Origin of the sequence: Nocardia nova NBRC 15556 (assembly GCF_001613005.1) — a bacterium.
GTDB classification, from domain to species: domain Bacteria; phylum Actinomycetota; class Actinomycetes; order Mycobacteriales; family Mycobacteriaceae; genus Nocardia; species Nocardia nova.
Genome location: NZ_BDBN01000036.1, coordinates 45,239 through 71,474 on the forward strand (window position 1 = coordinate 45,239; position 26,236 = coordinate 71,474).

Annotated in this window: 22 protein-coding genes and 1 riboswitch; of the genes, 15 read left to right on the top strand and 7 right to left on the bottom strand. The window is 67.7% G+C overall.

The window, feature by feature from the left end; all coding sequences use genetic code 11:
* Window positions 1-51: 51 nt before the first annotated feature.
* Window positions 52-729, bottom strand: coding sequence for a C40 family peptidase (locus tag NN2_RS38955; RefSeq protein WP_063905996.1), 678 nt, complete (start codon window positions 727-729; stop codon window positions 52-54).
* Window positions 730-747: 18 nt separating this feature from the next.
* A riboswitch (cyclic di-AMP (ydaO/yuaA leader) is annotated at window positions 748-912 on the bottom strand.
* Window positions 913-1,175: 263 nt separating this feature from the next.
* A complete protein-coding gene (locus tag NN2_RS15685) occupies window positions 1,176-1,460 on the bottom strand; it encodes a hypothetical protein (protein ID WP_063014352.1) in 285 nt (94 codons plus the stop codon).
* A gap of 164 nt (window positions 1,461-1,624) precedes the next feature.
* Here NN2_RS15685 and NN2_RS15690 point away from each other — a divergent pair, with 164 nt between their 5' ends.
* Complete coding sequence (locus NN2_RS15690; protein ID WP_030514121.1) at window positions 1,625-2,809, top strand: ATP-binding protein; 1,185 nt, start codon at window positions 1,625-1,627, stop codon at window positions 2,807-2,809.
* A gap of 95 nt (window positions 2,810-2,904) precedes the next feature.
* Window positions 2,905-4,860 carry an acyl-CoA dehydrogenase family protein gene (locus NN2_RS15695; RefSeq protein WP_063014354.1) on the top strand — a complete coding sequence of 652 codons (1,956 nt, stop codon included), beginning with the start codon at window positions 2,905-2,907 and terminating at the stop codon, window positions 4,858-4,860.
* A 72-nt stretch (window positions 4,861-4,932) separates the two neighbouring features.
* Here the strand turns inward: NN2_RS15695 and NN2_RS15700 are convergent, their stop codons facing one another.
* Window positions 4,933-6,063, bottom strand: coding sequence for an epoxide hydrolase family protein (locus NN2_RS15700; RefSeq protein ID WP_063014411.1), 1,131 nt, complete (start codon window positions 6,061-6,063; stop codon window positions 4,933-4,935).
* A gap of 249 nt (window positions 6,064-6,312) precedes the next feature.
* Between NN2_RS15700 and NN2_RS15705 the strand changes: the two genes are divergently transcribed.
* From NN2_RS15705 to NN2_RS15765, 12 genes are all read left to right on the top strand, one after another.
* Window positions 6,313-7,341, top strand: coding sequence for an alpha/beta fold hydrolase (locus NN2_RS15705; RefSeq protein ID WP_082857017.1), 1,029 nt, complete (start codon window positions 6,313-6,315; stop codon window positions 7,339-7,341).
* Window positions 7,342-7,510: 169 nt separating this feature from the next.
* Entirely contained in the window at window positions 7,511-7,801 is a 291-nt protein-coding gene (locus tag NN2_RS15710) for an Rv0250c family protein (protein ID WP_030514117.1), read from the top strand.
* A gap of 306 nt (window positions 7,802-8,107) precedes the next feature.
* Window positions 8,108-8,938, top strand: a complete 831-nt coding sequence (sdhC, locus tag NN2_RS15715) for a succinate dehydrogenase subunit SdhC (protein ID WP_062966449.1) — start codon at window positions 8,108-8,110, stop codon at window positions 8,936-8,938.
* Between the two features lie 60 nt (window positions 8,939-8,998).
* Window positions 8,999-10,939: a fumarate reductase/succinate dehydrogenase flavoprotein subunit gene (locus tag NN2_RS15720; protein WP_063014356.1), complete on the top strand. Its 1,941-nt coding sequence runs from the start codon at window positions 8,999-9,001 to the stop codon at window positions 10,937-10,939.
* A 2-nt stretch (window positions 10,940-10,941) separates the two neighbouring features.
* On the top strand, window positions 10,942-11,688 hold the full coding sequence (locus tag NN2_RS15725; protein ID WP_063014358.1) for a succinate dehydrogenase/fumarate reductase iron-sulfur subunit: 747 nt from the start codon (window positions 10,942-10,944) through the stop codon (window positions 11,686-11,688).
* A 764-nt stretch (window positions 11,689-12,452) separates the two neighbouring features.
* Window positions 12,453-12,656, top strand: a complete 204-nt coding sequence (locus NN2_RS15735; RefSeq protein ID WP_063014360.1) for a hypothetical protein — start codon at window positions 12,453-12,455, stop codon at window positions 12,654-12,656.
* Window positions 12,653-12,907 (top strand): hypothetical protein, encoded by a 255-nt coding sequence (locus tag NN2_RS15740; protein ID WP_063014362.1) that lies wholly within the window; start codon window positions 12,653-12,655, stop codon window positions 12,905-12,907. The genes NN2_RS15735 and NN2_RS15740 overlap by 4 nt, the downstream gene beginning before the upstream one ends.
* A gap of 162 nt (window positions 12,908-13,069) precedes the next feature.
* Entirely contained in the window at window positions 13,070-13,933 is an 864-nt protein-coding gene (locus tag NN2_RS15745) for a DUF4190 domain-containing protein (protein WP_063014364.1), read from the top strand.
* 82 nt (window positions 13,934-14,015) lie between these two features.
* Complete coding sequence (gene fabG / locus NN2_RS15750; protein WP_063014366.1) at window positions 14,016-14,768, top strand: 3-oxoacyl-ACP reductase FabG; 753 nt, start codon at window positions 14,016-14,018, stop codon at window positions 14,766-14,768.
* A gap of 63 nt (window positions 14,769-14,831) precedes the next feature.
* A complete protein-coding gene (locus NN2_RS15755; protein ID WP_063014368.1) occupies window positions 14,832-15,698 on the top strand; it encodes a carbohydrate ABC transporter permease in 867 nt (288 codons plus the stop codon).
* Window positions 15,688-16,527, top strand: coding sequence for a carbohydrate ABC transporter permease (locus tag NN2_RS15760; protein WP_063014370.1), 840 nt, complete (start codon window positions 15,688-15,690; stop codon window positions 16,525-16,527). Before NN2_RS15755 ends, NN2_RS15760 begins: the two co-directional genes overlap by 11 nt.
* A complete protein-coding gene (locus NN2_RS15765; protein ID WP_063014372.1) occupies window positions 16,524-17,804 on the top strand; it encodes an ABC transporter substrate-binding protein in 1,281 nt (426 codons plus the stop codon). The genes NN2_RS15760 and NN2_RS15765 overlap by 4 nt, the downstream gene beginning before the upstream one ends.
* Window positions 17,805-17,809: 5 nt before the next feature.
* On the opposite strand, the gene NN2_RS15770 is transcribed toward NN2_RS15765, so the two are convergent.
* From NN2_RS15770 to NN2_RS15780, 3 genes are all read right to left on the bottom strand, one after another.
* Entirely contained in the window at window positions 17,810-18,805 is a 996-nt protein-coding gene (locus NN2_RS15770) for a DNA-3-methyladenine glycosylase family protein (protein WP_245658720.1), read from the bottom strand.
* Between the two features lie 426 nt (window positions 18,806-19,231).
* Window positions 19,232-22,003, bottom strand: coding sequence for an FAD-binding and (Fe-S)-binding domain-containing protein (locus NN2_RS15775; protein WP_063014374.1), 2,772 nt, complete (start codon window positions 22,001-22,003; stop codon window positions 19,232-19,234).
* A gap of 35 nt (window positions 22,004-22,038) precedes the next feature.
* Window positions 22,039-22,956, bottom strand: a complete 918-nt coding sequence (locus tag NN2_RS15780; RefSeq protein WP_245658722.1) for an NADP-dependent oxidoreductase — start codon at window positions 22,954-22,956, stop codon at window positions 22,039-22,041.
* Between the two features lie 170 nt (window positions 22,957-23,126).
* Between NN2_RS15780 and NN2_RS15785 the strand changes: the two genes are divergently transcribed.
* Window positions 23,127-25,007 (top strand): ABC transporter ATP-binding protein, encoded by a 1,881-nt coding sequence (locus NN2_RS15785; RefSeq protein WP_063014418.1) that lies wholly within the window; start codon window positions 23,127-23,129, stop codon window positions 25,005-25,007.
* On the opposite strand, the gene NN2_RS15790 is transcribed toward NN2_RS15785, so the two are convergent.
* Window positions 24,962-26,173 (bottom strand): Cmx/CmrA family chloramphenicol efflux MFS transporter, encoded by a 1,212-nt coding sequence (locus tag NN2_RS15790; RefSeq protein ID WP_063910773.1) that lies wholly within the window; start codon window positions 26,171-26,173, stop codon window positions 24,962-24,964. The genes NN2_RS15785 and NN2_RS15790 overlap by 46 nt on opposite strands.
* Window positions 26,174-26,236: the final 63 nt, after the last annotated feature.

The window sequence follows — 26,236 nt, forward strand, 5'->3', positions numbered from 1 at the left end:
CACAGTAGGCCCGGCGGGTCACCGCCGGGCCTACTGTCGAGCGGAAAACGACTAGGCGACGCGGCGTGCGGTGACGATCGAGTCGGGGTCCAGATGCGCGTAGCTGACGGTCTCACCCGACTGCGGCGCCTGGAGAATCTTGCCATCCCCGGCGTACATGGACACGTGGCCGCCACCGTTCTGGATGACGAGGTCGCCCGGCTTCAGGTCCTGGAAGGCGACCGGCTTGCCGACGTGCGACTGTTCGAAGCTGGTACGCGGCAGCTGAATTCCGGCCTGCTTGTACGCCCACTGCACCAGACCGGAGCAGTCGAAGTTCGAAGGACCGGAAGCGCCCCACACGTAGTCGGCGCCGATCTTGCTGCGCGCAGCGTCGAGCGCGACGTCACCGACGCCGTGCTGCTGCTGCGGCTGGCCGAACATGCCACTCATCGGGTTCTGCGCGGCGTTGGGGATGCTGGGCGCGATCGCCTGCGAGCTCAGCGCCTGCTGAACTCCCTTGATCTGATCCGCGTGATCGGCGAGCACCTGGTTCGCCTGGCTGACTTGCTGGTCGAAATCCGAACCCAACGGAACGTCGAAGTTGCCGACGCCGGGAACGTTGATCGTGGCCGCCATGGCCGGAATCGCTGGAATCGCACCGGTTGTGGCCGCTACTGCGCCGCAGACCAGCGCACCCTTGACGGAATTCGGCAGCCGAGATTCCCGTTGCAGACTGTGTTTACCCACCGAGCTGAGTCTCCTGTTTCTTCCTTGCCCACGCGCCGACCGGGTTAGCTGACGGGTTCGGACCGGGAAGATTCGGCCCTACCCCATCGACCTTGCGACCGAAGAGGATTCACCCCAGTAACCTGGGTCCCCGGTTCAGCGATCGAGCTGCCCACTCGACTGCTGATTAGGCGGTGACTCAGCGGGCCGCCCCTCTAATGAAGCGACATACTCCGCGAAGTCACGAAGAGATTACGACGGCTCGGTGTTGTTGTCCACCCCACACGACGGCGTGTCTGCCCGCGTGTCGCCAAAACGCCAGGACCACCCCCGATTACAGCCCGACGAATCCATCTGCTATGGAGATCACGGCGCGGTATCCACGGCTCTGCCCTCGTTATCGAAACGAGTCGCCCGGGGCGTTACATCCGTGGCATTTCGTCGGCGGCATTAGATCGGCGGCCGATTCACGCCTCACCGTGCGGACGGACCGCCCGCTCGAGTTCCGCGATGCGTCCTCGCGCGTCCGCCAGTTCTGTTTCCAGCCGACCCAGCGCGATCACGAGCGGACCGACCGCCAGATCCGCCACCAGTTGCGGATCGTCGTACCCCTGCGCGATCGCGTGCAGGATGTTGTCGCGAATCTGCCGGGCGACGCTCGCTCCGGCCGGCACGTCCCAGGACCCGACGACCTCGGCCACCGTGGGGTTCGGCCGATCGCCGGACTGCTGATCTTCCGAATCGGTGGACATGACCCCTCCTGCGGGCATTTCGGACCTCGATCAGCCACCAGCGTAGAGAGCCCCTCGCGCCCGGTCATCCCCGCACAGCGGCTGCCATTCGCTCGGATAGCGCAATCTAGGACATCCCCTATATATCCCGAGATTTCGGTGCGAACGCGCTACGGTGTCGGGGCATGGACCCCGTGCGGAATCCGTATGCCCCGGGCGCCGGCCAGCGCCCGCCCGAACTCGCCGGGCGCGACAAACAGCTCGACGCGTTCGACATCGTGCTCGAACGCATCTCGCGCGGGCGTCCCGAACGCAGTGTGATGCTCACCGGCCTACGCGGCGTGGGAAAGACCGTGCTGCTCAACCAACTTCGGTCCACGGCCCGCTCGCGCGGCTGGGGGACCGGCAAACTGGAGGCTCGCCCGGATCAGGAATTGCGGCGACCGCTGGCATCGGCGCTGCATATGGCGGTGCGCCAGATCGCGGTCGCCCACCGCAATCCCGAGATGGTCGACGATTTCCTGGGCATCCTGAAGGCCTTCGCCCTGCGCGCGACCGCCGACAAGGGGATGCGGGAACGCTGGCAGCCCGGTATCGACGTCCCGGCCGTCACCGGGCGCGCGGACTCCGGTGACATCGAGATCGATCTGGTGGAGTTGCTGCTGGAGGCCGCCCAGCTCGCCCGAGATATCGGCGTAGGCATCGCCGTGTTCATCGACGAGATGCAGGATCTGGGACCGGCCGATATCTCCGCGATCTGCGGCGCCTGCCACGAATTGAGCCAGGAGACAGCGCCGTTGATCGTGGTGGGCGCGGGCCTGCCACATCTGCCGGCCGTTCTCTCGGCCTCCAAGAGCTATTCCGAGCGCCTTTTCGGCTACCACCGTATCGACCGACTCGATCGCGATTCCGCGGACCGCGCGCTGATCGCCCCCGCCGAGCGCGAGGCGGTGGAGTTCACCGAGGAGGCCCTGAAAGCCCTGTACGACAAGGCAGATGGGTACCCCTATTTCGTCCAGGCCTACGGTAAGGCCACGTGGGATGTGGCCGCCCGCAGCCCGATCGGCGCCGAGGATGTGGAACTGGCCGCCCCCGCGGCCGAGGAGGAGTTGGCGGTCGGATTCTTCGGCTCCCGCTATGAACGGGCAACTCCGGCCGAGCGCGAGTACATGCGGGCGATGGCCGATCTGGCCGGCGACGACGGGCCGGTGCCGACCGCGGCGGTCGCCCAGGAGCTGGGCCGCAAACCCGCGTCGTTGTCTCCGGCCCGGGACGGACTCATCAAGAAGGGGCTGATCTACTCCGCCGAGCGGGGCACCATCGGCTTCACGGTGCCGCATTTCGGGCGGTACCTGCGCGGCGTGCAGTAATTCTTCGACCGCCGATTTCGCCGGAGGCCTACCGGCGGGTAACCAAGCCTTCTACACTCAAATGTGATCCTGATCACGTTTCGAGGGAGGGTCCCATGGCGACAGCCGCGAAAGTTCACGCCACCGAAGAGCAGGCCCGCGCACTGGTCGAGGAGTCGCGCGAAAGTACCTGGGCCAAACCGTCGTTCGCCAAGCAGATGTTCCTCGGCCGGTTCCGGCTCGACCTGATTCATCCGTATCCACAGCCGGCTCCCGACGACGCGGCGCGGACCGAGGCCTACCTGGAACGGCTGCGGGCCTTCTGCGAAACGCTGGACGGGTCGGTCATCGAGGCCGAATCGAAGATCCCCGACGACTACGTTCGCGGCCTGGCCGAACTCGGCTGCTTCGGACTCAAGATCCCGCCGGAATACGGCGGGCAGGGCCTGTCGCAGGTCGGCTACAACCGGGCGCTGATGCTGGTCGGCTCGGTACACGCGAGCCTGGGCGTGCTGCTGTCGGCGCATCAGTCGATCGGCGTGCCGGAACCGCTGAAGTTGGCCGGCACCGAGGAACAGAAGCGCGAATTCCTGCCCCGATGCGCGCGGGGCGCGGTCAGCGCCTTCCTGCTGACCGAACCGGACGTCGGATCCGATCCCGCCCGGATGGCGAGTACCGCGACCCCGACCGCCGACGGCGAGGCCTACGAACTCGACGGAGTGAAGTTGTGGACGACCAACGGTGTGGTCGCCGAACTGCTGGTGGTGATGGCGCGGGTGCCGAAGGGGCCCGGACATCGCGGCGGGATATCCGCCTTCGTGGTGGAGGCCGACACCCCCGGCATCACCGTCGAGCGCCGCAACGCCTTCATGGGTCTGCACGGGATCGAGAACGGTGTGACCCGCATGCACAAGGTCCGGGTGCCGGCGCGCAATCTGATCGGTCGCGAGGGCGACGGCCTGAAGATCGCGCTGACCACACTCAATGCCGGACGGCTGGCGATTCCCGCGCTGTGCACCGCGGCGGCGAAGTGGTCGCTCAAGATCAGCCGCGGCTGGTCGGCGGCGCGCGTGCAGTGGGGCCGCCCGGTCGGTGAGCACGCGGCGGTCGCGTCGAAGATATCCTTCGTCGCCGCAACCGCTTTCGCGCTGGAGGCGGTGCTCGAGCTGTCCGGGACGATGTGCGACGAGGCGCGCAACGACATCCGCATCGAAGCCGCACTGGCCAAACTGTGGGCCTCCGAGATGAGCTGTCGCATAGCCGACGAGCTGGTGCAGATACGCGGCGGGCGCGGCTACGAGACCGCCGCCTCCCTGCGCAGCCGGGGTGAGCGGGCGGTGCCGGCCGAACAGCTGGTGCGCGATCTGCGAATCAATCGGATCTTCGAAGGCTCCAGCGAGATCATGCGGCTGCTGATCGCCCGGGAGATGGCCGATGCGCACATGGCCGCCGCGGGCGCACTCGTGGACCGTCATGCGGCGTTGAAGGACAAGGCCACCGCAGCGGTCGGGGCGAGTGGCTTCTACGCGAAGTGGTTCCCGCAGTTGGCGGTCGGCCGTGGCACCCTCCCTGCCGGATATACCGAATTCGGCCCGCTGGCAACACATCTGCGCTTCGTCGAGCGCATGTCGCGCAAGCAGGCACGCGAACTGATGTACGCGATGGCGCGCTGGCAGGCGAAACTCGAATACCGGCAGGGGTTCCTGGGCCGCCTCGTGGATATCGGCGCGGAGCTGTTCGCCATGTCGGCGGCCTGTGTTCGGGCGCAGGCCATGCGCGCCGAGGACAGCCGGGACGCGGCCGCGGCGACGGAACTGGCCGATACCTTCTGCCGCCAGTCCCGGTTGCGGGTCGAGGCCGCCTTCGCCGCGCTCTGGGACAACACCGACGACGCCGACACCGCGCTGACTCGGCAGGTGCTCGAGGGCCGCTACGAATGGCTGGAATCGGGCGTGCTCGACCCGAGCGAGGGCACCGGCCCGTGGATCGCGGAATGGGAATTCGGGCCGTCCACCGAGCACAATCTGCTCACCCCGTTCCTGCCGTCCACGCGCGCGGCGGCCGACGCGTAGCGATCCATCGGGAAATCTAGGACTGTCTAGCTTCAGCGATCGAGAGCCTTAGATTTCCCGATGAAACGTCGCTCAGCCGAGATTGCCGAAGAAGGTGCGCAGGTCCGCCGCATATGCCCGCGGTTGATCCATCGCGATGAAATGGTGCCCGGGCGGATTGCCCTCGGGCCAGTGCACGATCTTCGCGGTGCGCTCGGCGAGCCGCCGGATACCCGGCGCACCGCTGTACACCCCGGTCGGGACCTGCGCCGAACCGGTGGGCCAGGCGAAGCCGGTGCTGTCGTAATACGACCACGCGGAGGTGCCGAAACTCTGAGTGAACCAGTAGATGCTCACGGTGGTCAGCAGCGCATCGCGGTCGATCGCCGCCTCGAGCGAGCCGGCGGCGCTGAAGTCGGTGTACTTCTGCACCATCCAGGCCAGTGCGGCGGCGGGTGAATCGTTCCATCCGATCGAGAAGGTCTGCGGCGCCGCACGCAGCAGAGCGTGATGGTCCACGCCGTTGACCCAGTCCGCCGCCATCATCGCCTCGTAACCGGCCCGTTCCGCGTCGGTCAGGATCGGGAGATCGGCCTCTGTGGGAAAGCCCGGACCGGCGGTGAGGTAGAGCCCGGCCACCCGGTCCGGCGCCGCCTCGGCCATCGCGGTGCCCACGTAGGTGCCGAGATCTCCGCCCTGGACGCCGTACCGCTCGTAGCCGAGCCGGCGCATCAGCTCCACCCACATCCGTCCGACGCGCTCGGTGCTCCACCCGGTTTCGGCAGGCGCCGCCGAGAATCCGTATCCCGGCACCGACGGTACGACCACATGGAAGGCCCGCGCGGGATCGCCACCGTGCGCCCGGGGATCGACGAGAAGATCGACGAGATCGGCGAATTCGGTGAAGGTGTTGGGCCAGCCGTGGTTGAGGACCAAGGGCAGCGCCTCGGGTTCGGGCGAGCGCACATGCAGGAAATGCACATCGAGACCGTCGATCTCGGTTCGGTATTGCGGGAACCGATTGAGCCGGGATTCCTGTGCCCGCCAGTCGTAGTCGGTGCGCCAGTACTCGGCCAGCTCGCGGAGCCGAGCCACCGGGACACCCCGGCTGCCGTCCGCGCCGGGCAATTGCGGCGCCCACCGTGTCCGGGCGAGGCGTTCGTGCAGATCATCGACGTCGGACTGCGGAATATCGATGCGGAAGCTGCGGATCTCTGCGCTCATGAACGCCACGCTATGGGCGGTATAGGCCAGATTCCGTCCTTGTACGGCGGGAAGGTCTCGATGCCTTTCTACGGCTGTCTACAGAAGTCGGTAGATACGCGAAGATTCTCCCGATCACCGCCCCGCCGGATCGTCGGCGTCCCAGCGGCAGCAATTGTGCAACTTCTGCATAACACCAGGTTAGAGCGGTTAACGCGACGGCAATCAATGACGACATCCGGGCAGGAACGGACTCTGCAGGAGGACGTCATGTCCACGACGATCGCCACCCGCGTCACCGTCTGCGCCGACGACGGCACCCCGCTGGCCGCCTGGACCTTCGGCCCGGCCACGGCCTCGGTGACGGTGGTCTTCGTCCACGGTCACTGCCTGCGGACCGAATCCTGGTGGTTCCTGCGGGATGAACTGCTGCGGCAATGGGGCTCGGACACCCGGATGGTGTTCTACGACCACCGCGGTCACGGCGATTCCGCCGGCGCCGATCCCGCGACCTACACCATCGACCAGCTGGGCCACGATCTCGACGCGGTCTTGCGCGCGGTCGCGCCGACCGGTCCGGTGGTTCTGGTCGGCCATTCCATGGGTGCGATGGTGGTCCTGGCCTACGCTCGCCTGTTCCCGGCCACGATCGGCACCCGCGTGGTCGGCGTCGGGCTGATCGCCGGAGCGGCCGCCGGTATCACCGCGGTGGGGCTGGGCCGATTGCTCAACCGGCACACCGTGACGTCACTGCGGGTCGCGGTACAGCGGGCGCCGCGGGCGCTACAGGTCTCGAAGCGTTTGGGGCGCCGCGTTTTCGAGCCGATGGTGCGCGAGGCGAGTTTCGGCTCGCGGCGGGTGAATCCACGCATGGCCGCTCTCGCCACCGCGATGCTCAACGACACCCCACTGCCCACCATGGCCTACTTCCTCGATTCGCTCATCCGCTTCGACGAGACGCCGACGCTGCGACTGCTGTCCGATCTTCCGGCCCTGGTCCTCGGTGGATCGGCCGACATCATGATTCCGTTCGCGCATTCGGTGGTACTCGCCGCGCAACTCGGCCGTTCGGAACTGGTGCGGCTAGACGGCGCCGGGCACAGCGTGATCCTGGAACGCGCCGAGGAAGTGGCCGTGGCCGTCGCGGCACTCGTGGACCGCGCGCTCGTGCCGTCGGCCGGGACGTCGGCCGGGACCTCCGAGAGCCGTCCGGCCGTCACGGCCGTACTTCCGGTTCTCGCACCTCTCGGCGAGGTGGAGCCGCCCTCGGTGACGGTGACCCTGCCGGCCGCCGGATGAGACTCGGATCCAGCGCAGGTGACGAGATCTTTTTCCATGGGCGACGAGCCAGAACGCAAATGATCACGTAATGTGTTGTAGATCACGATGTGCGGTCCGTCACAGGTTTGATCTTGCCCTCGGGCGAGATCCGAGCCGGTGATCGGCCCGGAAGCACCAGGAGGTTTCGATGACACGCAGTGAGATCGCTGAACTGCGCTTCGCAGTCGGACAGCTCCGGCAATGCGTCGGCGCGTTGCGCACCCATTACGGAGATGCCAATTCGGTCCGCCGGCTGGAGAACGATCTCGAACGACTCACCATCGATGCCGAGGAGTTCGAACACACCCCACCACCCGAGGTGGACAGCCGCCGCCAGCAGGAGGTCATCTACGTGCCGGACAGCAAGTCCGACGAGGCGGCATGGATGGGCGCGCAGGACGAAGGCCTCGGCTTCCATTCGCGGCCGCGCACCAAGTAACCGAACATTCACCAGCAGCACGGGCCGTCGCGGCGGCTGTCCATTCCGCCGTGACGGCGCTGCGGCCCGTCGGTTCCCACCCCACCGTATTCGCGAAGAAGGTCTGAAGTAGCTCGTCATTCACTCGTTGCACCGCCGCCGTCGCGCGCCCAGAGAATGTGGCGCAAATCATAGGACGGGGCGGCGATAGATCTTGCCTGGACCGGCCTCGAGTCATAGCCCGGTTGTCGTATGGTGCTCAGCATCACATTCGACGCCGGAGGTAACGATGACGTTCCACGGGGTAGACCAGCGAGGCAGCTTGCAGTGAGCGCAGCACCGACACGCGCCCCCGAGGCGGGCACGGGAGTTTTCAGCAAAGGCCGGGCGGCCATTTCCACACGCACTCTGCGTACCGACCGATGGTGGGTCCCCCCACTGCTCACGGTGCTCGGACTGGCCGCATTCATCATCTACGCAACCGTGAGAGCCTTTGTGCGATCGGCATATTGGGTCTCCGACTACCACTATCTGACGCCGTTCTACTCACCGTGCGTGAGTACCTCGTGCGTCGAAGGTTCGAGCCACTTCGGGCACTGGGTCGGCGACCTGCCGATGTGGATTCCGCTCGGTTTCCTGGTGCTGCCGTTCCTTCTGCTGTTCCGGTTGACCTGCTACTACTACCGCAAGGCCTACTACCGCGCGGTGTGGTTCTCGCCGCCGGCCTGCGCGGTCGCCGAACCGCACGGCAAATACACCGGTGAGACGCGGCTTCCGCTGATCATCCAGAACGTGCACCGCTACTTCTTCTATGTCGCGGTCGTCGTGTCGGTGGTCAACACCTACGACGCGGTCATGGCGTTCCACGGCAAGGACGGCGGCTTCGGCTTCGGCCTGGGCAACATCGTCTTGGTGGTGAACGTCGTTCTGCTGTGGGCATATACGATCTCGTGCCACTCCTGCCGGCATATCACCGGCGGCCGTCTCAAACACTTCTCCGCCCATCCGGTGCGCTACTGGATGTGGACGCAGGTGTCGAAGTTGAACACACGGCACATGCAGCTGGCGTGGACCACGCTGGCCACCCTGGCGATCACCGACTTCTACATCATGCTGGTCGCCAGCGGGACCATCTCCGATCCGCGTTTCGTCGGCTGATTCCGGTGACAGATAACGCCATAGAGCCCAATTCCTCAGTGTCCCAGGAGTATTCGTTTCATGCCTGAAGTCGAACGGCACAAGTACGACGTCGTCGTGATCGGTGCCGGTGGCGCCGGCCTGCGTGCGGTGATCGAGGCGCGCGAACACGGTCTGTCGGTGGCGGTGGTGTGTAAATCGTTGTTCGGCAAGGCCCATACGGTCATGGCCGAAGGCGGTTGCGCCGCCTCGATGGGCAATGCCAACGAGAAGGACAACTGGCAGACGCATTTCCGCGACACCATGCGCGGCGGAAAATTCCTCAACAACTGGCGCATGGCCGAACTGCACGCTCAGGAAGCGCCCGACCGGGTGTGGGAGCTGGAGACCTACGGTGCGCTGTTCGACCGGACGCCCGACGGGCGGATCAGTCAGCGCAACTTCGGCGGGCACACCTATCCCCGCCTCGCCCACGTCGGCGACCGCACCGGCCTCGAGATCATCCGCACCATGCAGCAGAAGATCGTCTCGCTGCAGCAGGAGGACTATGCCGCGACCGGCGACTACGAGGCTCGGATCAAGGTGTTCGCCGAATGCACGATCACCGATCTGCTGAAGGACGGCGATGCCATCTCCGGTGCCTTCGGGTACTGGCGGGAGTCGGGCCGGTTCGTCCTGTTCGAGACTCCCGCGGTCGTCCTGGCCACCGGCGGGGTGGGCAAGTCCTACAAGGTCACCTCGAATTCGTGGGAGTACACCGGCGACGGCCACGCGCTCGCACTGCGCGCCGGCGCCTCGCTGATCAATATGGAATTCCTGCAGTTCCATCCGACCGGCATGGTCTGGCCGCCGAGTGTGAAGGGCATTCTGGTCACCGAGGGTGTGCGCGGTGACGGTGGCGTGCTCAAGAACACCGAGGGCAAGCGCTTCATGTTCGAGTACATCCCGGCGGTGTTCAAGGGGCAGTACGCCGAGACCGAGGACGAAGCCGATCAGTGGTTGCGCGACAACGATTCCGCGCGCCGCACCCCGGACCTGCTGCCCCGGGACGAGGTGGCTCGCGCGATCAACGAAGAGGTCAAGGCCGGGCGCGGCACCCAGCACGGCGGGGTGTACCTCGACATCGCCTCCAGGCTGCCGGCCGCGGAGATCATGCGGCGGCTGCCGTCGATGCATCACCAGTTCAAGGAGCTGGCCGATGTCGACATCACGAAGGAGCCGATGGAGGTCGGGCCGACCTGCCACTACGTGATGGGCGGAATCGAGGTCGATCCCGATACCGGCGCGGCCACCGTGCCCGGATTGTTCGCCGCCGGTGAATGTTCGGGCGGTATGCACGGATCCAACCGCCTCGGCGGCAACTCGCTGTCGGACCTGCTGGTCTTCGGTCGACGCGCCGGCTTGGGCGCGGCCACCTATGTCGAACAGCTGGCACAGCGGCCGGCGGTCGCCGACGCCGATATCGACGCGGCCGCGAAATCCGCACTGGCGCCCTTCGATCCGCCGACCACGGGGACCGGAGAAAATCCGTACACCCTGCACACCGATCTGCAGCAGACGATGAACGACCTGGTCGGCATCATCCGCAAGGAGCACGAGCTGGAACAGGCCATCGTGCGCCTGGGTGAATTGCGGGAGCGCTACGACGGCGTGACCGTCGAGGGCCACCGGCAGTTCAATCCCGGCTGGCATCTCGCACTCGATCTGCGAAACATGTTGCTGGTCAGCGAATGTGTCGCGCAGGCCGCGCTGCTGCGCACCGAGAGCCGGGGTGGTCACACCCGCGACGACCATCCGCAGATGGATCCGCAGTGGCGCAATCGGTTGCTGGTGTGCCGGACCGATCCGGACGGTGTCGGCCAGACCGTGCCGCCGGTGGTGGTCACCTCGGAGGATCAGAAGCCGATGCGACCGGACCTGCTCGCCCTGTTCGAGTTGAGCGAGCTGGAGAAGTATTACACCCCGGCGGAGACCGCCGCTCATCCCGCGGCCGCCGAATCATCCGCGAAAGGGGATGAGTAGCAATGGGTTACGATGCCCACTTCCGCGTATGGCGCGGTGATGACGACAAGGGCGAACTGCAGGACTACACCGTCGAGGTGAACGAGGGCGAGGTCGTCCTCGACATCATTCATCGGTTGCAGGCCACCCAGGCCCCGGATCTGGCGGTGCGCTGGAACTGCAAGGCCGGCAAGTGTGGTTCCTGTTCGGCGGAGGTGAACGGCCGGCCGCGTCTGATGTGTATGACCCGAATGTCGACCTTCGCCGCCGACGAGGTGGTGACGGTGACCCCGTTGCGCACCTTCCCGGTAATTCGCGATCTGGTGACCGATGTGTCGTTCAACTATCAGAAGGCCAGGGAAATACCGTCTTTCACTCCGCCGGCCGATCTGAAGCCGGGCGACTACCGCATGCAGCAGCGGGATGTGGAACGCTCGCAGGAGTTCCGCAAGTGCATCGAATGCTTCCTGTGCCAGAACGTTTGTCACGTCGTGCGCGACCACGAGGACAACAAGAACGCCTTCGCCGGGCCGCGCTATCTGATGCGGGTGGCCGAGTTGGAGATGCATCCGCTGGATGTGGCGGACCGGCGCGAGATGGCGCAGGAGGAGTTCGGACTCGGCTTCTGCAACATCACCAAGTGCTGCACGGAGGTGTGCCCGGAGCACATCAAGATCACCGACAACGCCCTCATCCCGATGAAGGAAAGAGTTGCGGATCGCAAATACGATCCGATCGTCTGGCTGGGTAACAAATTGTTCCGGCGATAAATCTACGGCGGAATCGGAGAAGAATTTCTTCGCCGATTCCGCCGTTTCTCACTTTGTTCGAATAACGGTAACCACGTAGCCGGTCGGTTCGCCGACCGGCTACAGCATTGTCACCACACCGATCGCGACTACCGCGACCAGCGCTCCTACCAGCAGTGACGAGAGCATGGCACCGGTCAGTACGTACACCCCGACAGCCGATACCACGAACAACATTCCGACGATAAGGTGTTCTACCCAGTCACCCGGAAGCAGTTTGCGGTACCGAGGTGAGGTATTTCTCAGCCCGCGATCCATGTAGTTCTGATTACCCGAACGGGCCCGGGGTAAACATAGATTCGTTGCGAAACGGGTGTGGTTTCGTGATCTGCCGGCAAATATTCGGGGCGCGCATCCCGGGCGGCGGCGCGGCGGCATGCCCGGAGTGTTCGCAGGTGGCGACGCTCGGACGGATGCGAAAAGTCCTTTTCTCCCAAGCTGATTCGGTGCTGGCGGTTCGCTGAGAATCGGACGGGATCGGCGATTCTGCCCCGCGCAGCGACGATCTGATGGATGCTGAGAGTGTGCTCGCAGCGGGGCCCCGGAGTCGGCTCGCCGGGCACAGTCGGGTATCGCATGCAGGAACGAGGAGTCATGGCTGTTCATGTCATCGGGTCGTCGTTGATGACCAGCGAACTTTCGTCCGCTTCGACCGGCCGCGCCGCGACCGGACCACAGGATCCACCAGCTCCACCGCGCCGCCGGTTCGCGGCGGGGGTGTCCGAATGCAACTGACGAATCTGCACCTGCCGGTCGCCGGACTGCTGCGCTGCGGCGCCGATCCGGGCATCATGACCGTCGAACAAGCCCACGCCGCAATGCAACTGCACCTCGACTGCACCGTCGATACGTGCGTGGTCAGGCGGCGGGCGCGGGCGGTGCTGGTCGAACAGGGCCGCTGCGTCCTCGACGATCGGGCCATCCCGTGACCGCGTTCGCCGGGGGAGGCGCCCGGCATGCCGCCCACCGGCACGCACGGCACCGGGTCGACGGCGGCCACCGCGCGGCGGTCTATCTCCCGGACACCCGGCCGCTACCCGTGGGCGGTGGCGCCCACCGCCCACGCCATGCCCGCCGCAGCGGACCGGATCTGTACGACCGCATCGTTCTCGCGATTGCCGGTTGGCTGCTGGCGATCCGGATCGCATTCGTCGGGGAGCACGTGATCGACGAGGTTTAGTGGCGCGCGCCGGACGCTCGGGGATGACGTCCGGCGGCTGCGCGCGCGCCGGACGCCCGCCCTGAAGAGACGGGGGTTGCGGGTCGCGCCGATCCACCTATTCTTCTTCGGTAACGGGCGGGGTCCGCGTGTCCAGGTTCCTGCACGACCGAGAGGAACCACATGGCCCGCAACCAGTACGCGGAGGAACGCTGGCCCGAGGTCCCCGAGGAGGAGTACTGGGCCGACGAGCCCGTCGCCGCGGACGATCGCTGGGAACCGCCGCCACCGCGCCGGGCCGCCAATCCCCGGGTCGCCGAACCGCCCGACGAACGGTGGGAAACCACGACGAACCGGCGGCGGCCGGCGCCCGACGCCGAGGAGGACCGATGGGACGGCGCACCCAACCGCCGCCGCACCGGACGGCTGCGGGTGGAGGTGCCGCCGATCGTCAATCCGTACGCGATCGTCGCGCTGGTGGCCGCGCTGCTCGGATTGTTCCCGGTGGCCATCGTATTCGGCCTGATCGCCTTCAGCCATCCGCGCGGACGGGTGATGGCGATGTCGGCCCTGCTCCTGGGACTGGCCGAGGTGCTGATTCTCGCTGCGGCGCTGGTGCTTTCGGGTGTCACCCTGCCGCACACCACGCTGGGCGCGGTTCCGGCCGCCCTCAGCACCGAGACCGTCACCTCGAACACCGCCGCGACCCGGACTGCGGTACCGACGACGGTGGTGACACCGCCGCCGACCGCGCCGGCCACGACCACGACCGCTCCCGCCGGGCCCGTCTCGGCGGCCAAGGGCGAGGTGTGCACGCAGGCGCAGGCCGGATTGATCGGGTCCGCGACCGACGGCAGCACGCTGCTCTGCCTGCACGGCAGCAGCGGCTACCGCTGGACCGGGCCGTATTCGGTGTCGACCGCCGTGTACGAGGGCGGGGCGAAATGCGATCCCAATCTGGACAAGACGGCCCGCACCCCGGACGGGCACGCGCTGGTCTGCGAAGGACAGGGGCGCAGCAGCATCTGGTCGCTGTGGGTGGAATAGCGGCTGCCGCCGCGGTGGGTGGAATAGCGGCGCGTACCGTTCCTTCCCAGCGAATGTTCCGAGAGGTACAGGAGGACCGCCAATGGCTGAACGCGTTGCCGTCGTCACCGGCGCGGCACGAGGCATCGGTGCCGCGATCGCGACCCGGCTGGCTCAGGACGGACTGCATGTAGGCGTACTCGACCTGGACGCGGGGCACTGCGCCGACACCGTCCGGGCGATCACCGACGCCGGCGGCCGGGCCGTCGCGCTGGGCGCCGATGTCTCGAACGAGGATTCCGTCGCCGCCGCGGTGACGAAGCTGGCCGACGAGCTCGGACCGCCGACCGTCCTGGTCAACAACGCCGGCATCCTGCGCGACAACCTGCTGTTCAAGATGAGCGTCGACGACTGGGACGCGGTGATGAACGTGCACCTGCGCGGCGCGTTCCTCATGAGCCGCGCGGTGCAGAAGTACATGGTCGACGCCAAATGGGGTCGCATCGTGAACATGTCGAGCAGTTCGGCACAGGGCAACCGCGGCCAGGTCAACTACTCCGCGGCCAAGGCCGGCCTGCAGGGCTTCACCAAGACCCTCGCGCTGGAACTCGGCAAATTCAGCGTCACGGCCAATGCCATCGCCCCAGGATTCATCGTCACGGATATGACCGCCGCGACCGCCGAGCGGGTGGGCGTGCCGTTCGAGGACTTCCAGAAGGCCGCCGCCGCGCAGATTCCGGTGCAGCGCGTGGGCCGGCCGGAGGACATCGCGCATACCGCGTCGTTCCTGGTCAGCGAGGGAGCCGGCTTCGTCTCCGGGCAGGTCGTCTACGTCGCCGGCGGTCCGCTGGACTGAGCGAGCCCGGCGCCGCGCCGCTGCGGCGACGCCGCTACCGGGTGACCGGTAGCGTCATCTGCTGTGAACCGACGAGCGGTTCGTCGTGCCGTGACGAGTTGGATACTGCTGGCGCCGAGCCTGTTCGGGATCGGGATTTTCCTGATCCTGCCGATCGTGCTGGTGGGCTGGCTCAGCCTGCACAGCTGGAATCTGCTCGGGCCCATGGAATTCGTGGGCCTGCGCAACTGGCGCTCGGTGCTGTCCGATGACGCGTTCGGCCACTCGCTCCTGGTAACGGCCGCGCTCACCGTGCTCGCGGTGCCGCTGCAGACCGTCCTCGGATTCGCGGTGGCCGCGCTGCTGGTGCGCCGCCGTGCCGGTGGCGCGTTCCGGGTGCTGTTCGCGCTGCCCTGGATGTGCGCGCCGGTGGCGGTGGGCGTGATCTGGCGCTGGCTGTTCGCACCCACCGACGGCGCTCTCAACGCACTGCTGGGCCGGCGGATCGAATGGCTGGCCGATCCGGCGCTGGCCCTGCCTTCAGTTGCGGCGGTGAGCATCTGGTCGAACTTCGGCTATGTGGCCCTGTTCTTCGTCGCGGGGCTGCGGGCGATACCTCCGGAGATCCACGAGGCGGGGGCGCTGGACGGGGCCACCGGCTGGCGGCGGATTCGCTGGCTGACACTGCCGCTGCTGCGCCCCACTCTGTTCTTCGTCCTGGTAACCGGGACAATCACCGCGTTCCAGACCTTCGACACCGTGTATGCCCTGACCAAGGGCGGTCCGGGCGATCGCACGAATGTGGTGGCGATGCAGATTTTTTCGGAAGCGTTCGACGCCGCGCGGCCTGGACGGGCCGCGGTCATGGCGATCGTGGTCTTCGGGATCATGCTGGCGATCACCGTGCTCCAGCATCGCTACTTCCGCACCAGGACCGGCTATGAATTCTGATGCCCGGCATCGCCGTTCGGCGGGTGCGCGATCGGCCCTCGCCTACCTGCTGCTGCTGGCGGGCGCGGTGTGCACGGTGGCGCCGCTGGCGCTGGGCGCGTTCACGGCCGTGAAGACGCCGGGGCAGTTCGCGTCGGAATCTCCGCTCGCACTGCCGGATCCGATGACCTGGGACAACTTCCGCGCGGCGTTCGACCAGGGGTTCGGTCGCGCGGTGCTGGTGACGGCGTTGATGACCGCGTTCATCACCGTCGGGCAGCTGGTCACCTCGATCGCCGCCGCATATGCGTTCGGCTGCACCGAGTTCCGCGGTCGCGACCTGCTGTTCTGGATCTACCTGGCGACGATGATGGTGCCGCCGATCGTCACCTTGATTCCGCTGTATCTGATGTTCGCGCATCTGGGTTGGCTGAACACGTTCTGGGCACTGGTGCTGCCGTTCGTATTCGGCTCGCCGTATGCGATCTTCCTGCTGCGCCAGTATTTCCGGGCCATTCCGCGCGAGTTGATGGGCGCGGCGCGGCTGGACGGCGCGAACACCCTCGACGTGATCGTGCATGTCGTGGTGCCGATGAGCCGTCCCATTCTGGCGACGCTCGCGGTGATCACCGTGGTGACGCAGTGGAACAGCTTCCTGTGGCCGCTGGTCGCCGGCTCGGGCCGCTGGCAGGTGCTCACGGTGGCCACCGCCGATCTGCAGACCCGCTACAACGAGCAGTGGACGCTGGTCATGGCGGCGACGACCCTGGCGATCGTGCCGCTGCTGGTGCTCTTCGTGATCTTCCAGCGGCAGGTGCTGCGGTCCATCGCGTGGACGGGCCTGAAATGAGAGCCGTGAAGACCTCGACGCTGAGCGTGCTGGCCGTCGCACTCGGCGTGGTGCTGCTGGTGACCGCGGCGCTGTGGCTGGGCCACGACAGTACGGGCGGATCGGGTCGCACGGTGATCCGGCTGCGGATCTGGGATGCGAGTTTCGTACCCGCCTATCGCGCCGCACTCGACGAATTCCAGCGCGCCGAACCGGATGTCGAGGTGCGGATCACGGTGGTGCCGTGGGCGTCCTATCAGCAGAAGTTGCGTCTCGACGTGGCGGGCGCAACGGTGGACGACCTGTTCTGGACGAATCTGTACACCGATTACGCCGATGCCGGCCGACTCGCCGATATCGGCGCGATGCTGGGCCCCGAGACGGTGCGGCAGTGGGATCCGGGTGCGGTGGAGCAGTACACACGTAACGGAAAGCTCTGGGCGGTACCGCAATTCGTGGACGGCGGTACGGCGGTCTACTACAACCGCGATCTGCTGAGCGCGGCCGGAGTCGACCCCGCGGAATTGGCACGCGCGACCTGGAATCCCCACGGGCCGGATACCTTCGAGCCGATTGTGCGCCGGATCGCCGCGGCGGCGCCCTGGGCTTACAACGCCGCCAACGATTTCCAGTCGCTCTCGCTGCCGTATCTGGGATCGGCGGGCGGGCAGTTCCAGGATGAGGATCGGTACGTCTTCGACAGTCCACAGGGTGTGGATGCCTTCGGGTATCTCGTCGGGCTGGTGCGGGCGGGGCTCACCCCTCCGGCGGCGGATACCCGCAGCGGCAGTGATTTCGCGAAAAACGCCTTCCTGCAGGGCAAGCTGGCGTTGTTCCAATCCGGAAGTTTCAATCTGGCGCAGATCGCCCAGCAGGCTCGCTTCGGCTGGGGGATCGCGATGATTCCGGCCGGGCCCGCAGGCCGGGTGAGTACCGACAACGCGATCGGCATCGCCGCCGATGCCCGCACCGCCCACCCCGATGCGGTGCGGCGGGTGCTGGCCTGGCTCGGCAGCCCCGCCGGCAACCGGTATCTGGCCGCCGGTGGGCAGACCATTCCGGCCGTGGTGGCCGATCAGCGGCTGTATCGGGAGTATTGGGCGGACCGGGGCATCGACGTGTCGCCGTTCTTCGATGTGCTGCGCGGGCCGCGGATCGCTTCGGGTGGCGGACCGGGTTTCGCGGCCGCACTGCAGGCGATCGACCCGATTTTCGACGAGATGTTCCTCGGCCGCATTCCGGTACCCGAGGCGTTGCGTCGCGCCCAGACCACCGCACAGGCCACGGCGCAGCGCTGATCCGCTCAGATCCGGCTGTGGTCGACCAGGGGAGTCCGCGGGCCGAACGCCGGCTTGCGCGCCTGCCCCGATATCTCGAGCAGCCGGATCGCCCGATAGCGGTGCGGGCGTAGCGGTTCGAGGTAGTCGACCATGCCCTCGTCGTCGAGCGGGCGGCCCAGCAGCGTCCAGCCGACGATCGCGGCCAGATGGAAATCACCGACCGACAGCGCATCGGCGTCGCCCAGGGCTCGCTGCGCGATCTCCGCGGCCGTCCACACTCCGATCCCCGGCACGGTGCACAGCCGCTCGGCGGCCTGCTGCGGCGTCATCGTCGCGGCGACTTCCAGCTTCTCGGCCATCCGGGCGGCGGTGACGATCGTGCGCGAACGCTGCGGATCGACGTTGGCGCGGTGATAGACCCAGGAGGGGATGTAGCGCCAGGTCTGCGCCGACGGCGGCACCCGCATCGGCGCGGGCGTGGGTCCGGGCGCCGGTTCGCCATACTGCCACACCAGCTTTCGATACGAGCCGCGAGCGGTGACGGTGTGCACCCGCTGCTCGAGCACGGCCGGCACCAAGGCCTCGAAGACGAGTCCGGTGCGGAGCATGTGCAGGCCGGGATGACGCCGGTGCGCCTCGGCGATGCGGGGATGTTCGGGGGCGAAGTCGTCGAGCTCCTCGTCGACGCACAGCATGCGGGGCAGGTGCTCGAGAAATTCCGCCGCACCCGGACCCCAGGCCCGTGCCGCCACGACATTCGATTCGGCCTGGACGAGGCGATAGGTCACCGGGCCGCTGGCCATGCGCGACGCTCGCCAGTGGGCGCCGTCGGGAGTGACGCGGTGGCACGGGTCGCCCTGACCCCGGCGCAGCGGGGCGAGAGTATGTGCGAGGGCTATCGGCCGCGATGTGGTGACGGTGCGGGCCGCCCCGTCGCTCTCGGCGCGAGCGGGGTCGTGGGTCGTTCGGGAGGGACTGTGCCGTCCGGCGATCACCCCGGATCGGGGAGAGTCGATCATCGGCCTGCTTCGTCCTCGCACCGACTCATTGTGCGCCGTGCCGGAGGCCGACCGGGCGGGACCCGCGGGGTCGGGGCCGAACCGGCCGCCGGGCAGCCGCGTCTCGAGGAAACTCCCAGGTATTCCTATGGCGCGGGTCACGGATTCGGGGAAGCATGTAACGATATGATTAAGCGCGCCGATTTCGCCGAAGAATGGTTCAACAGCAATCATTCGGCAATGCCACAACGGAGGTATCCATGCTTACCAACATTCTGAATTGGCTGCTCAGCGCGTGGGGCGGAGTATCCGCCGGTAGCTCGGGCTACCAGATCCCTCCGGGCACCCTGCCGTTCGGTAGCTGATCCCGGCACCGCCCTCGCCCGCCGCCACTCGGCGCGGCGGGCGTGCGCGGTGAATCACCGGCGCGACCTCCCGCCATCTGAATCATCGATCAGTCAGATATTGCGCGAGGTGACGGCCCCGGCGCCCGGCCAGGTGATCGGCCTGGGTGCGGCACGAGAATCCGTCCGCCAGGAAGGGCGTCTCCGGATCGGCCGCATGTAATGCCGGGAGTAACCCGCCCTCCGCTACCGCGACGGAAATCTCGTAATGCCCGGATTGCATTCCGAAGTTCCCGGCAAGTCCACAGCATCCACTGATTTCGGTGATCTCGGCCCCCATTCGCCGCAATAGCCGCCGATCGGCGTCGAACCCTGTCACGGCATGCTGATGACAATGCGGCTGCAGCACCACCGGCTCGCCCGATCGGTCCGGTGGCTGCCAATCCGGTTGCTCCGTCAGGAATTCGGCGAGGGTGCGCACGGCCCGGGCGGTACTCGCCGCGCGCGGATCGTCGGGTAGCAACTGCGGGAGATCCGCTCGCAGCGCCGCCGTGCACGAGGGCTCCAGGCCGATCACCGGGCCGCCCTGTCGAACGTGGTCGTCGAGTGCGTCCAGGGCGGCTCGCAATCGCTGTCGCGCCCCGTCGAGCTGGCCGGTGCTGATCCAGGTGAGGCCACAGCACACCCGGCGCTCCGGGATACGGACCCGGTATCCGGCCGATTCCACGAGTTCCACTGCGGCCCAGCCGATTTCCGGTGCGAAGGCATCGGTGAAGCTGTCGATCCACAGCATCGCCACCGGGCCGTCCGGATGCCGGTCGCTTCCGCGGTCCGCCCACCCGCTGCGGAACGAGCGCGGCGCCAGTCGCGGCGCGGGACGCCGCGGATCCATTCCGGCCACGCGCATACCCGCCCGCCGCAACCATGGAATGCCGGTGAGCGCGTTCACGGTTCGGGGCATCCTGGTGCCCACCGCCAGCCACTGCGGCAACCGGCCGAGCACATAGTGGTCGATCGGGCGCGGCCGTCCCCGGTACGCGCGATACAGCGTCTCGGATTTGTAGGTCGCCATATCGACACCGGCCGGGCAGTCGGAGGAGCAGGCCCGGCACGACAGGCACAGGTCCAGCGACTGCGCGACCGCCTCGTCGCGCCAGTCGAGCGCGCCTCGGACCACCTCCTGCAACACGCGCGCCCGGCCCCTGGTGCTGTCCTTCTCGTCCGCGGTGGCGAGGTAGGACGGGCACATGAAACCGCCGGTCGCGCGAGTGTCGGCGCGACATTTTCCGACCCCGACGCAGCGGTGTACCGCCGTGCCGATATCGCCGTCGGCGGTGAATGCGAAACCGCCCGCATCCGGGACCGGGCGCACCCCGGGCAGACGCAGACCGGTATCGACCGGTGCGGGGCGGACCAGAACGCCGGGGTTCAGGATCGCGTCCGGATCGAAAAGCCCTTTGAATTCGGCGAATACACGCAAGGCGTCCGGTGAGTACATGCGCGACAGCAGTTCCGAACGGGCGCGGCCGTCCCCGTGTTCACCGGAGGCCGATCCGCCGTAGCGCACCACCAGATCGGTGGCGTCGAACAGGAAGTCGCGGAACCGTTGTGGCGCACGGGCGATCGGGAGATCCAGCCGGACGTGGATGCACCCGTCACCGATGTGCCCGTACAGCAGGCCGTCCACCCGGTGATCACGCATCAGCCGATCGAAATCGCGAAGGTAGTCACCGAGCCGTTCGGGCGGGACCGCGGCGTCCTCCCAGCCCGGCCAGGCCGGTTCGCCCGCGGGTGTGCGCCCGGCGAGGCCGGCGCCGTCGGCGCGAATCCGCCACAGCCGGGCAGCGGTTCGCTCGTCGGTGACGATCCGGGTGTCGAGTGCGGCGCAGGCGGTGGTGACCGCGGCCGCACTCTCGTAGGCGGATTCCGCGGTGTCCCCGGCGAATTCGACGAACAGCCACGCACCGCCGGCGGGTAGTTCGGGTACCGGGCGTCCGTGCGCGCGCACGACATCCACCAGGCGGGCGTCCAAGCCCTCGACCGCGATCGGCCGGCCCGCCATGACGGCTTTCACGTCGTCGGCGGCGGCGGGCATATCGGGATATCCGAGGATCGCGACCGCGGTCGCGCTGGGCAACGGGACCAGATCGACGGTCGCGTCGAGCACGAGGCCGCAGGTGCCCTCGGACCCGACGAATGCCTTGGCGATCGACGCGCCACGTTCGGGAGTCAGGTGCTGCAGTCCGTATCCCGAGGCCTGCCGGTCGAACCGGCCCAGCTCGGTGCGCAGCGTCGCCAGATTGCGACGGGTGAACTCGGCCAGCCCCGCCACCACCGACAGATCGGTGCCCAGGCCGCGCTCGGCGCCGGTGCCGTCGAGAATGCGCAGCTCACGCACGGTATCGGAGGTGCGCCCCCAGGCCACCGCGCGGGGGCCGCAGGCATTGTTACCGATCATGCCGCCGAGCGTGCAGCGGTTCTGCGTCGACGGGTCGGGGCCCAGTCGCAGGCCGTGCCGCCCGGCGGCCTGTTGCAGGCCGGACAGCACGACCCCCGGCTGCACCCGGGCGCAGCGACGGTCGGCGTCGATCGACAGTACGGCGTTCATGTACCGGCTGAAGTCGAGGACCAGTCCGGGCCCGATCGCATTGCCCGCCACGGAGGTTCCGCCACCGCGCGCGGTGATCGGCCTGCCTTCCTCGCGGGCGAACCGCACGGACGTGGCCACATCCTCGTCCCCGCGCGGGTAGATCACCGCCGCCGGGAGGACGCGGTAGTTCGAGGCGTCCGAGGAATACTCCGCGCGGCGTCGGGCATCGTCGTCGACCTCGCCGTCGATCCGGTCCCGCAAGGCCCGCACCCAGGAGTCGGTCATATCGCCAGCGTAGAACGCGAAGTTCTCCGGAGCGGCTACGGGAGCAGGACGATTTTGCCGAGTCCGTGCCCGGTTTCGCTGTCGCGCTGGGCGGCGGCGGCCTCGGACATGGGGTACGTTCGTGCGGCGCCGGGCAGGCGGAATTCCCCCGCGGCGACGAGCTGCGCGACGCGGGCCACGATATCGAGGGCGGGGCCGCCGGTGCGGGCGAAGAAGGTGACGCCCTTGTCGGCGGCGGCGCCGTCGGCGATGGTGATGATCCGATCGGTTCCGCCCCGCAATTCGATTGCGGCGTCCAGGAATCCGTGACCGGCACAGTCGTAGACCGCGTCGACCCCGTGCGGTGCCAGCTCGCGCACGCGGTCGGCGACGCCGGGACCGTAGGTGGTCGGCACCGCACCCAGCGTGCGCACGACCTCCTGATTGGCGGCCGAGGCGGTGCCGACGACCGTGGCCCCGCGCGCCCGGGCCAGCTGCACCACGAACGCGCCGACCGCGCCCGAGGCGCCGTTCACCACCACCGTCTCGCCCGACTTCACGGCCAGTTCGTCCAGTCCGGTACCGGCCGTATTGGCGGCGACCGGGATCGCCGCGGCCTCGGGGAAGGACAACTCCGCCGGTTTGGCGACGAGCTGGGTGCCCAGGGCGTACTCCGCGTAGCCGCCACCCTGTGCCCAGCCCAGCACCTCGTCACCCGGCCGGAACCGGGCGTCGGGGCCGGCGGCGTCGACCACGCCCGCGATCTCGAATCCGGCGCGGCGCGGGAATCCGGGCGGACCGGGCATCAGGCCGGCGCGCATCTTCCAATCGGCCGGATTGACGCCGGCGGCCCGGATCGCCACCCGCACCTGCTCTCCGGCGGGGTCCGGAATCGGCACCTCCACCTGCGTCAGCACCTCGGGTCCACCCACTCGCTCGTACTGAATCGCTCGCATGCTGTGGTTCGACGACATGATGTCGACCTTAGGAGGCGGACGGACCGCGGCCGAGCGCAGCGCCGCAGCGCCCGTCGCCCGGCGCGTTTCGCCCGTGGCGAACCGGGACTACTTGCTCTCAACCTTTGTTGAGGTCTTAATGTCGGTGGCCCGGAGTTCAATGAACCCGGCAGCGGAAGGAGATGCGGATGAGCATCGAATCGGTCGCGTGGAGTCAGCTGTACCGGCAGGCGCACGCACCTCAGCAGCGGCGTGGTCTGCGCCGGGAGACGGCCGCGCGCATTCTGCGATTCGCGCGCCCGCATCGGGCTCAGCTCATCGGCTTCCTGGTCTTCAGCATCGCGTCGGCGTTGCTCACGGTGGCCAACCCGGTGCTGGCCGGGCGAGTGGTCAACGACATCGTGGGCCATGCCGCGCCGCGCTCGGTCCTCACCCTCGCGGCGGTGATCGCGCTGGTGGCCGTGCTGGACGCGGGCCTGGGCATCGTGATCAGGTGGCTGTCCGCGCGGATCGGGGAGGGGTTGATTCTCGATCTGCGCACCGCGGTGTTCGACCACGTGCAGAAGATGCCCGTCGCCTTCTTCACCCGCACCCGCACCGGGGCGCTGGTCAGCCGGCTCAACAACGACGTGATCGGCGCCCAGCGCGCGTTCAGCACGACCCTGTCCGGCGTGGTCACCAACATCGTGACGCTGCTGTTGACCGTGGTGGTGATGGTGCGGCTGTCCTGGCAGATCACCCTGCTGGCACTGATCCTGTTGCCGCTGTTCATGTTTCCCGCCCGCAAGATGGGCACCCGGATCGCGAGCATCCAGCGCGAAGCCGCCCAGCTCAACGCCTCGATGAGCACCCAGATGACCGAGCGGTTCTCGGCTCCCGGCGCCACGCTGGTGAAACTGTTCGGACGCCCGGATCAGGAGTCCGCGGAATTCGCGGTGCGCGCCGGGCGGGTACGCGATATCGGCGTGCGGACGGCGATGCTGCAGACGGTGTTCGTCACCGCGTTGACGCTGGTATCCGCGCTCGCCGTGGCGTTGGTCTACGGCCTCGGCGGCTGGTACGCCCTGCGCGGACAACTCGATGCCGGTGCGGTGGTCGCGCTCTCGCTGCTGCTGACCCGGCTCTACACCCCGCTGACGGCGCTGGCCAGCGCTCGGGTGGACATCATGTCGGCGCTGGTGAGCTTCGAGCGGGTCTTCGAGATTCTCGACCTGAAGCCGCTGATCCAGGATGCGCCGAATGCGGTGGCGGTTCCGGCGGGACCGGTGTCGGTCGAATTCGACCGCGTGCGTTTCGGTTATCCGTCGGCCGACAAGGTCTCGCTGGCGTCGCTGGAGGATGTCTCGACGCTCGACCATCGCGGCGGCAGCGAGGTGCTGCACGATATTTCGCTGCAGGCCGAGCCGGGGCGGATGATCGCCCTGGTCGGATCCTCGGGTGCGGGCAAATCGACCATCGCGCAACTGGTTTCGCGGCTCTACGACGTCGACGACGGCGCGGTGAAGCTCAACGGTGTCGACGTGCGGGAGCTGAGCACGCGCTCGATTCAGGACACGGTCGGACTCGTCACCCAGGACGGCCACCTGTTCCACGACAGCATTCGCGCCAATCTGTTGCTCGCCCGGCCCGAGGCGAGCGAGGCGGAGTTGTGGGATGCACTGGAGCGGGCACGGTTGCGCACGGTGATCGACGCGCTGCCCGACGGTTTGGACACCGTGGTCGGCGAACGCGGATACCGGTTGTCCGGCGGCGAACGCCAGCGGTTGACCATCGCCCGGCTGCTGCTCAAACAGCCGCGGGTCGTCATCCTCGACGAGGCCACCGCCTCCCTGGATTCCACCTCCGAGGCCGCGGTGCAGGAGGCCCTGACCGAGGCGCTGGAAGGGCGGACCGCCCTGGTCATCGCGCACCGGCTGTCGACCATCCGGAATGCGGACGAGATCCTGGTGATCGAGGACGGCCGGATCGTCGAGCGGGGCAGTCATGCGCAACTGCTCGCCGAAGAGGGAAGATACGCAGAGCTCTACCGCACCCAGTTCGCCGACGATACGGAAGTTGCTGCGGCATAAGGGATCAGCGCGGAGGTGCGGTTCGCACCTCCGCCCGCGGTCCGGCTCAGCCCGACCAGGCCCAGCGCGAGCACGCCCAGCCCCGCGCCGATCCAGGCCACCGCCGAGTAGTCCGCGCCGGCGCCGATGACGAGTCCGCCCAGCCACGGGCCGAGTGTGATGCCGACGTTGAACGCCATCACATTGCCGGCCGCGCCGAGTGTTCCGGCGGCCGGGGCCAGGGTGAAGACCCGGCTGTTCAACACCGGATTGGTTCCGAAACCGAAGGCGCCCAGCAGGAACGACGCCACGGCGACCGCCGGCCAGTAGTGCGCGGTGAGCGCCAGCACCGCGGAGGCCAGGACCAGGCCCGAGATGCCGACGGTGAGGCTGCGGAGTGGATGGGCATCCGCGGTGCGTCCGCCGATCGCGATGCCGGCGAAGGAGCCGAGCCCGTAGATCCCCAGCACCACCGGTACCCAGTTCTCGCCGATCCCGGTCGTCTCGGTGAGCAGCGCGCCGAGGTAGCCGAAGGTGACCAGCAGCGCGGCGGTGGCCGTCACGGTGGTGCCGTACAGCAGTGCCACCGGTCGGGTTGTCAAGGCGCGCAATTCTTTTCGCACCGGCGGTGCCTGCTCGGCGCGTTGTCCGGGCACCGCGATCGCCACCGCGACCATCACCAGCGCACATCCGGCCGCCACGGTCCAGAACGCCGCCCGCCAGCCCAGATGCTGACCGATGAAGGTGCCCGCGGGTAAGCCGAGAATGGTCGCGATGGTGAGCCCGCCCGCGACGACGCTCATCGCACGCCCACGAGCCGTCGGCGGCACCATCCCGACCGCCGTTGCCGAGGCCACCGACCAGAAACCCGCGTAGACGAAGGCACCGACGACGCGCGTGCCGACAAGCACGCCGTAGTCGGAGGTCAGCGCCGCGACGACGTGGGTGGCGACGAAGACGGCGAGAAACGCGAGCAGAGCGGTTCGCCGCGACCAGCGCGCCGTGACGACGGCCAGAATCGGCGCGCCCACCAGCATGCCGACGGCGAAGGCCGAGATCAGCAGTCCGGCCTGCGGAACGGTCACGCCGAGATCGGCGGCCATTCCCGTGAGCAGGCCGGACAGCATCATCTCCGACGTGCCCTGCGCGAAGATCGCCAGGCCGACTATGTATACCGCCGAGGGCATTCCGTTTCCTTCCTATTTTGGATCATTCAGTTCAAAACGAAGGTGTGCGCGAACGCGAGTGAC

Coding starts and splice junctions, on each gene's coding strand:
- NN2_RS15705 (WP_082857017.1), top strand. CDS start 6,313: ATGTCCACGACGATCGCCACCCGCGTCACCGTCTGCGCCGACGACGGC.
- NN2_RS15745 (WP_063014364.1), top strand. CDS start 13,070: ATGGCCCGCAACCAGTACGCGGAGGAACGCTGGCCCGAGGTCCCCGAG.
- NN2_RS15790 (WP_063910773.1), bottom strand. CDS start 26,173: ATGCCCTCGGCGGTATACATAGTCGGCCTGGCGATCTTCGCGCAGGGC.
- NN2_RS15780 (WP_245658722.1), bottom strand. CDS start 22,956: ATGTCGTCGAACCACAGCATGCGAGCGATTCAGTACGAGCGAGTGGGT.
- NN2_RS15685 (WP_063014352.1), bottom strand. CDS start 1,460: ATGTCCACCGATTCGGAAGATCAGCAGTCCGGCGATCGGCCGAACCCC.
- NN2_RS15760 (WP_063014370.1), top strand. CDS start 15,688: ATGAATTCTGATGCCCGGCATCGCCGTTCGGCGGGTGCGCGATCGGCC.
- NN2_RS15775 (WP_063014374.1), bottom strand. CDS start 22,003: ATGACCGACTCCTGGGTGCGGGCCTTGCGGGACCGGATCGACGGCGAG.
- NN2_RS15690 (WP_030514121.1), top strand. CDS start 1,625: ATGGACCCCGTGCGGAATCCGTATGCCCCGGGCGCCGGCCAGCGCCCG.
- NN2_RS15785 (WP_063014418.1), top strand. CDS start 23,127: ATGAGCATCGAATCGGTCGCGTGGAGTCAGCTGTACCGGCAGGCGCAC.
- NN2_RS15720 (WP_063014356.1), top strand. CDS start 8,999: ATGCCTGAAGTCGAACGGCACAAGTACGACGTCGTCGTGATCGGTGCC.
- NN2_RS15735 (WP_063014360.1), top strand. CDS start 12,453: ATGCAACTGACGAATCTGCACCTGCCGGTCGCCGGACTGCTGCGCTGC.
- fabG (WP_063014366.1), top strand. CDS start 14,016: ATGGCTGAACGCGTTGCCGTCGTCACCGGCGCGGCACGAGGCATCGGT.
- NN2_RS15765 (WP_063014372.1), top strand. CDS start 16,524: ATGAGAGCCGTGAAGACCTCGACGCTGAGCGTGCTGGCCGTCGCACTC.
- NN2_RS15700 (WP_063014411.1), bottom strand. CDS start 6,063: ATGAGCGCAGAGATCCGCAGCTTCCGCATCGATATTCCGCAGTCCGAC.
- NN2_RS15770 (WP_245658720.1), bottom strand. CDS start 18,805: ATGATCGACTCTCCCCGATCCGGGGTGATCGCCGGACGGCACAGTCCC.
- NN2_RS15695 (WP_063014354.1), top strand. CDS start 2,905: ATGGCGACAGCCGCGAAAGTTCACGCCACCGAAGAGCAGGCCCGCGCA.
- NN2_RS15725 (WP_063014358.1), top strand. CDS start 10,942: ATGGGTTACGATGCCCACTTCCGCGTATGGCGCGGTGATGACGACAAG.
- NN2_RS15710 (WP_030514117.1), top strand. CDS start 7,511: ATGACACGCAGTGAGATCGCTGAACTGCGCTTCGCAGTCGGACAGCTC.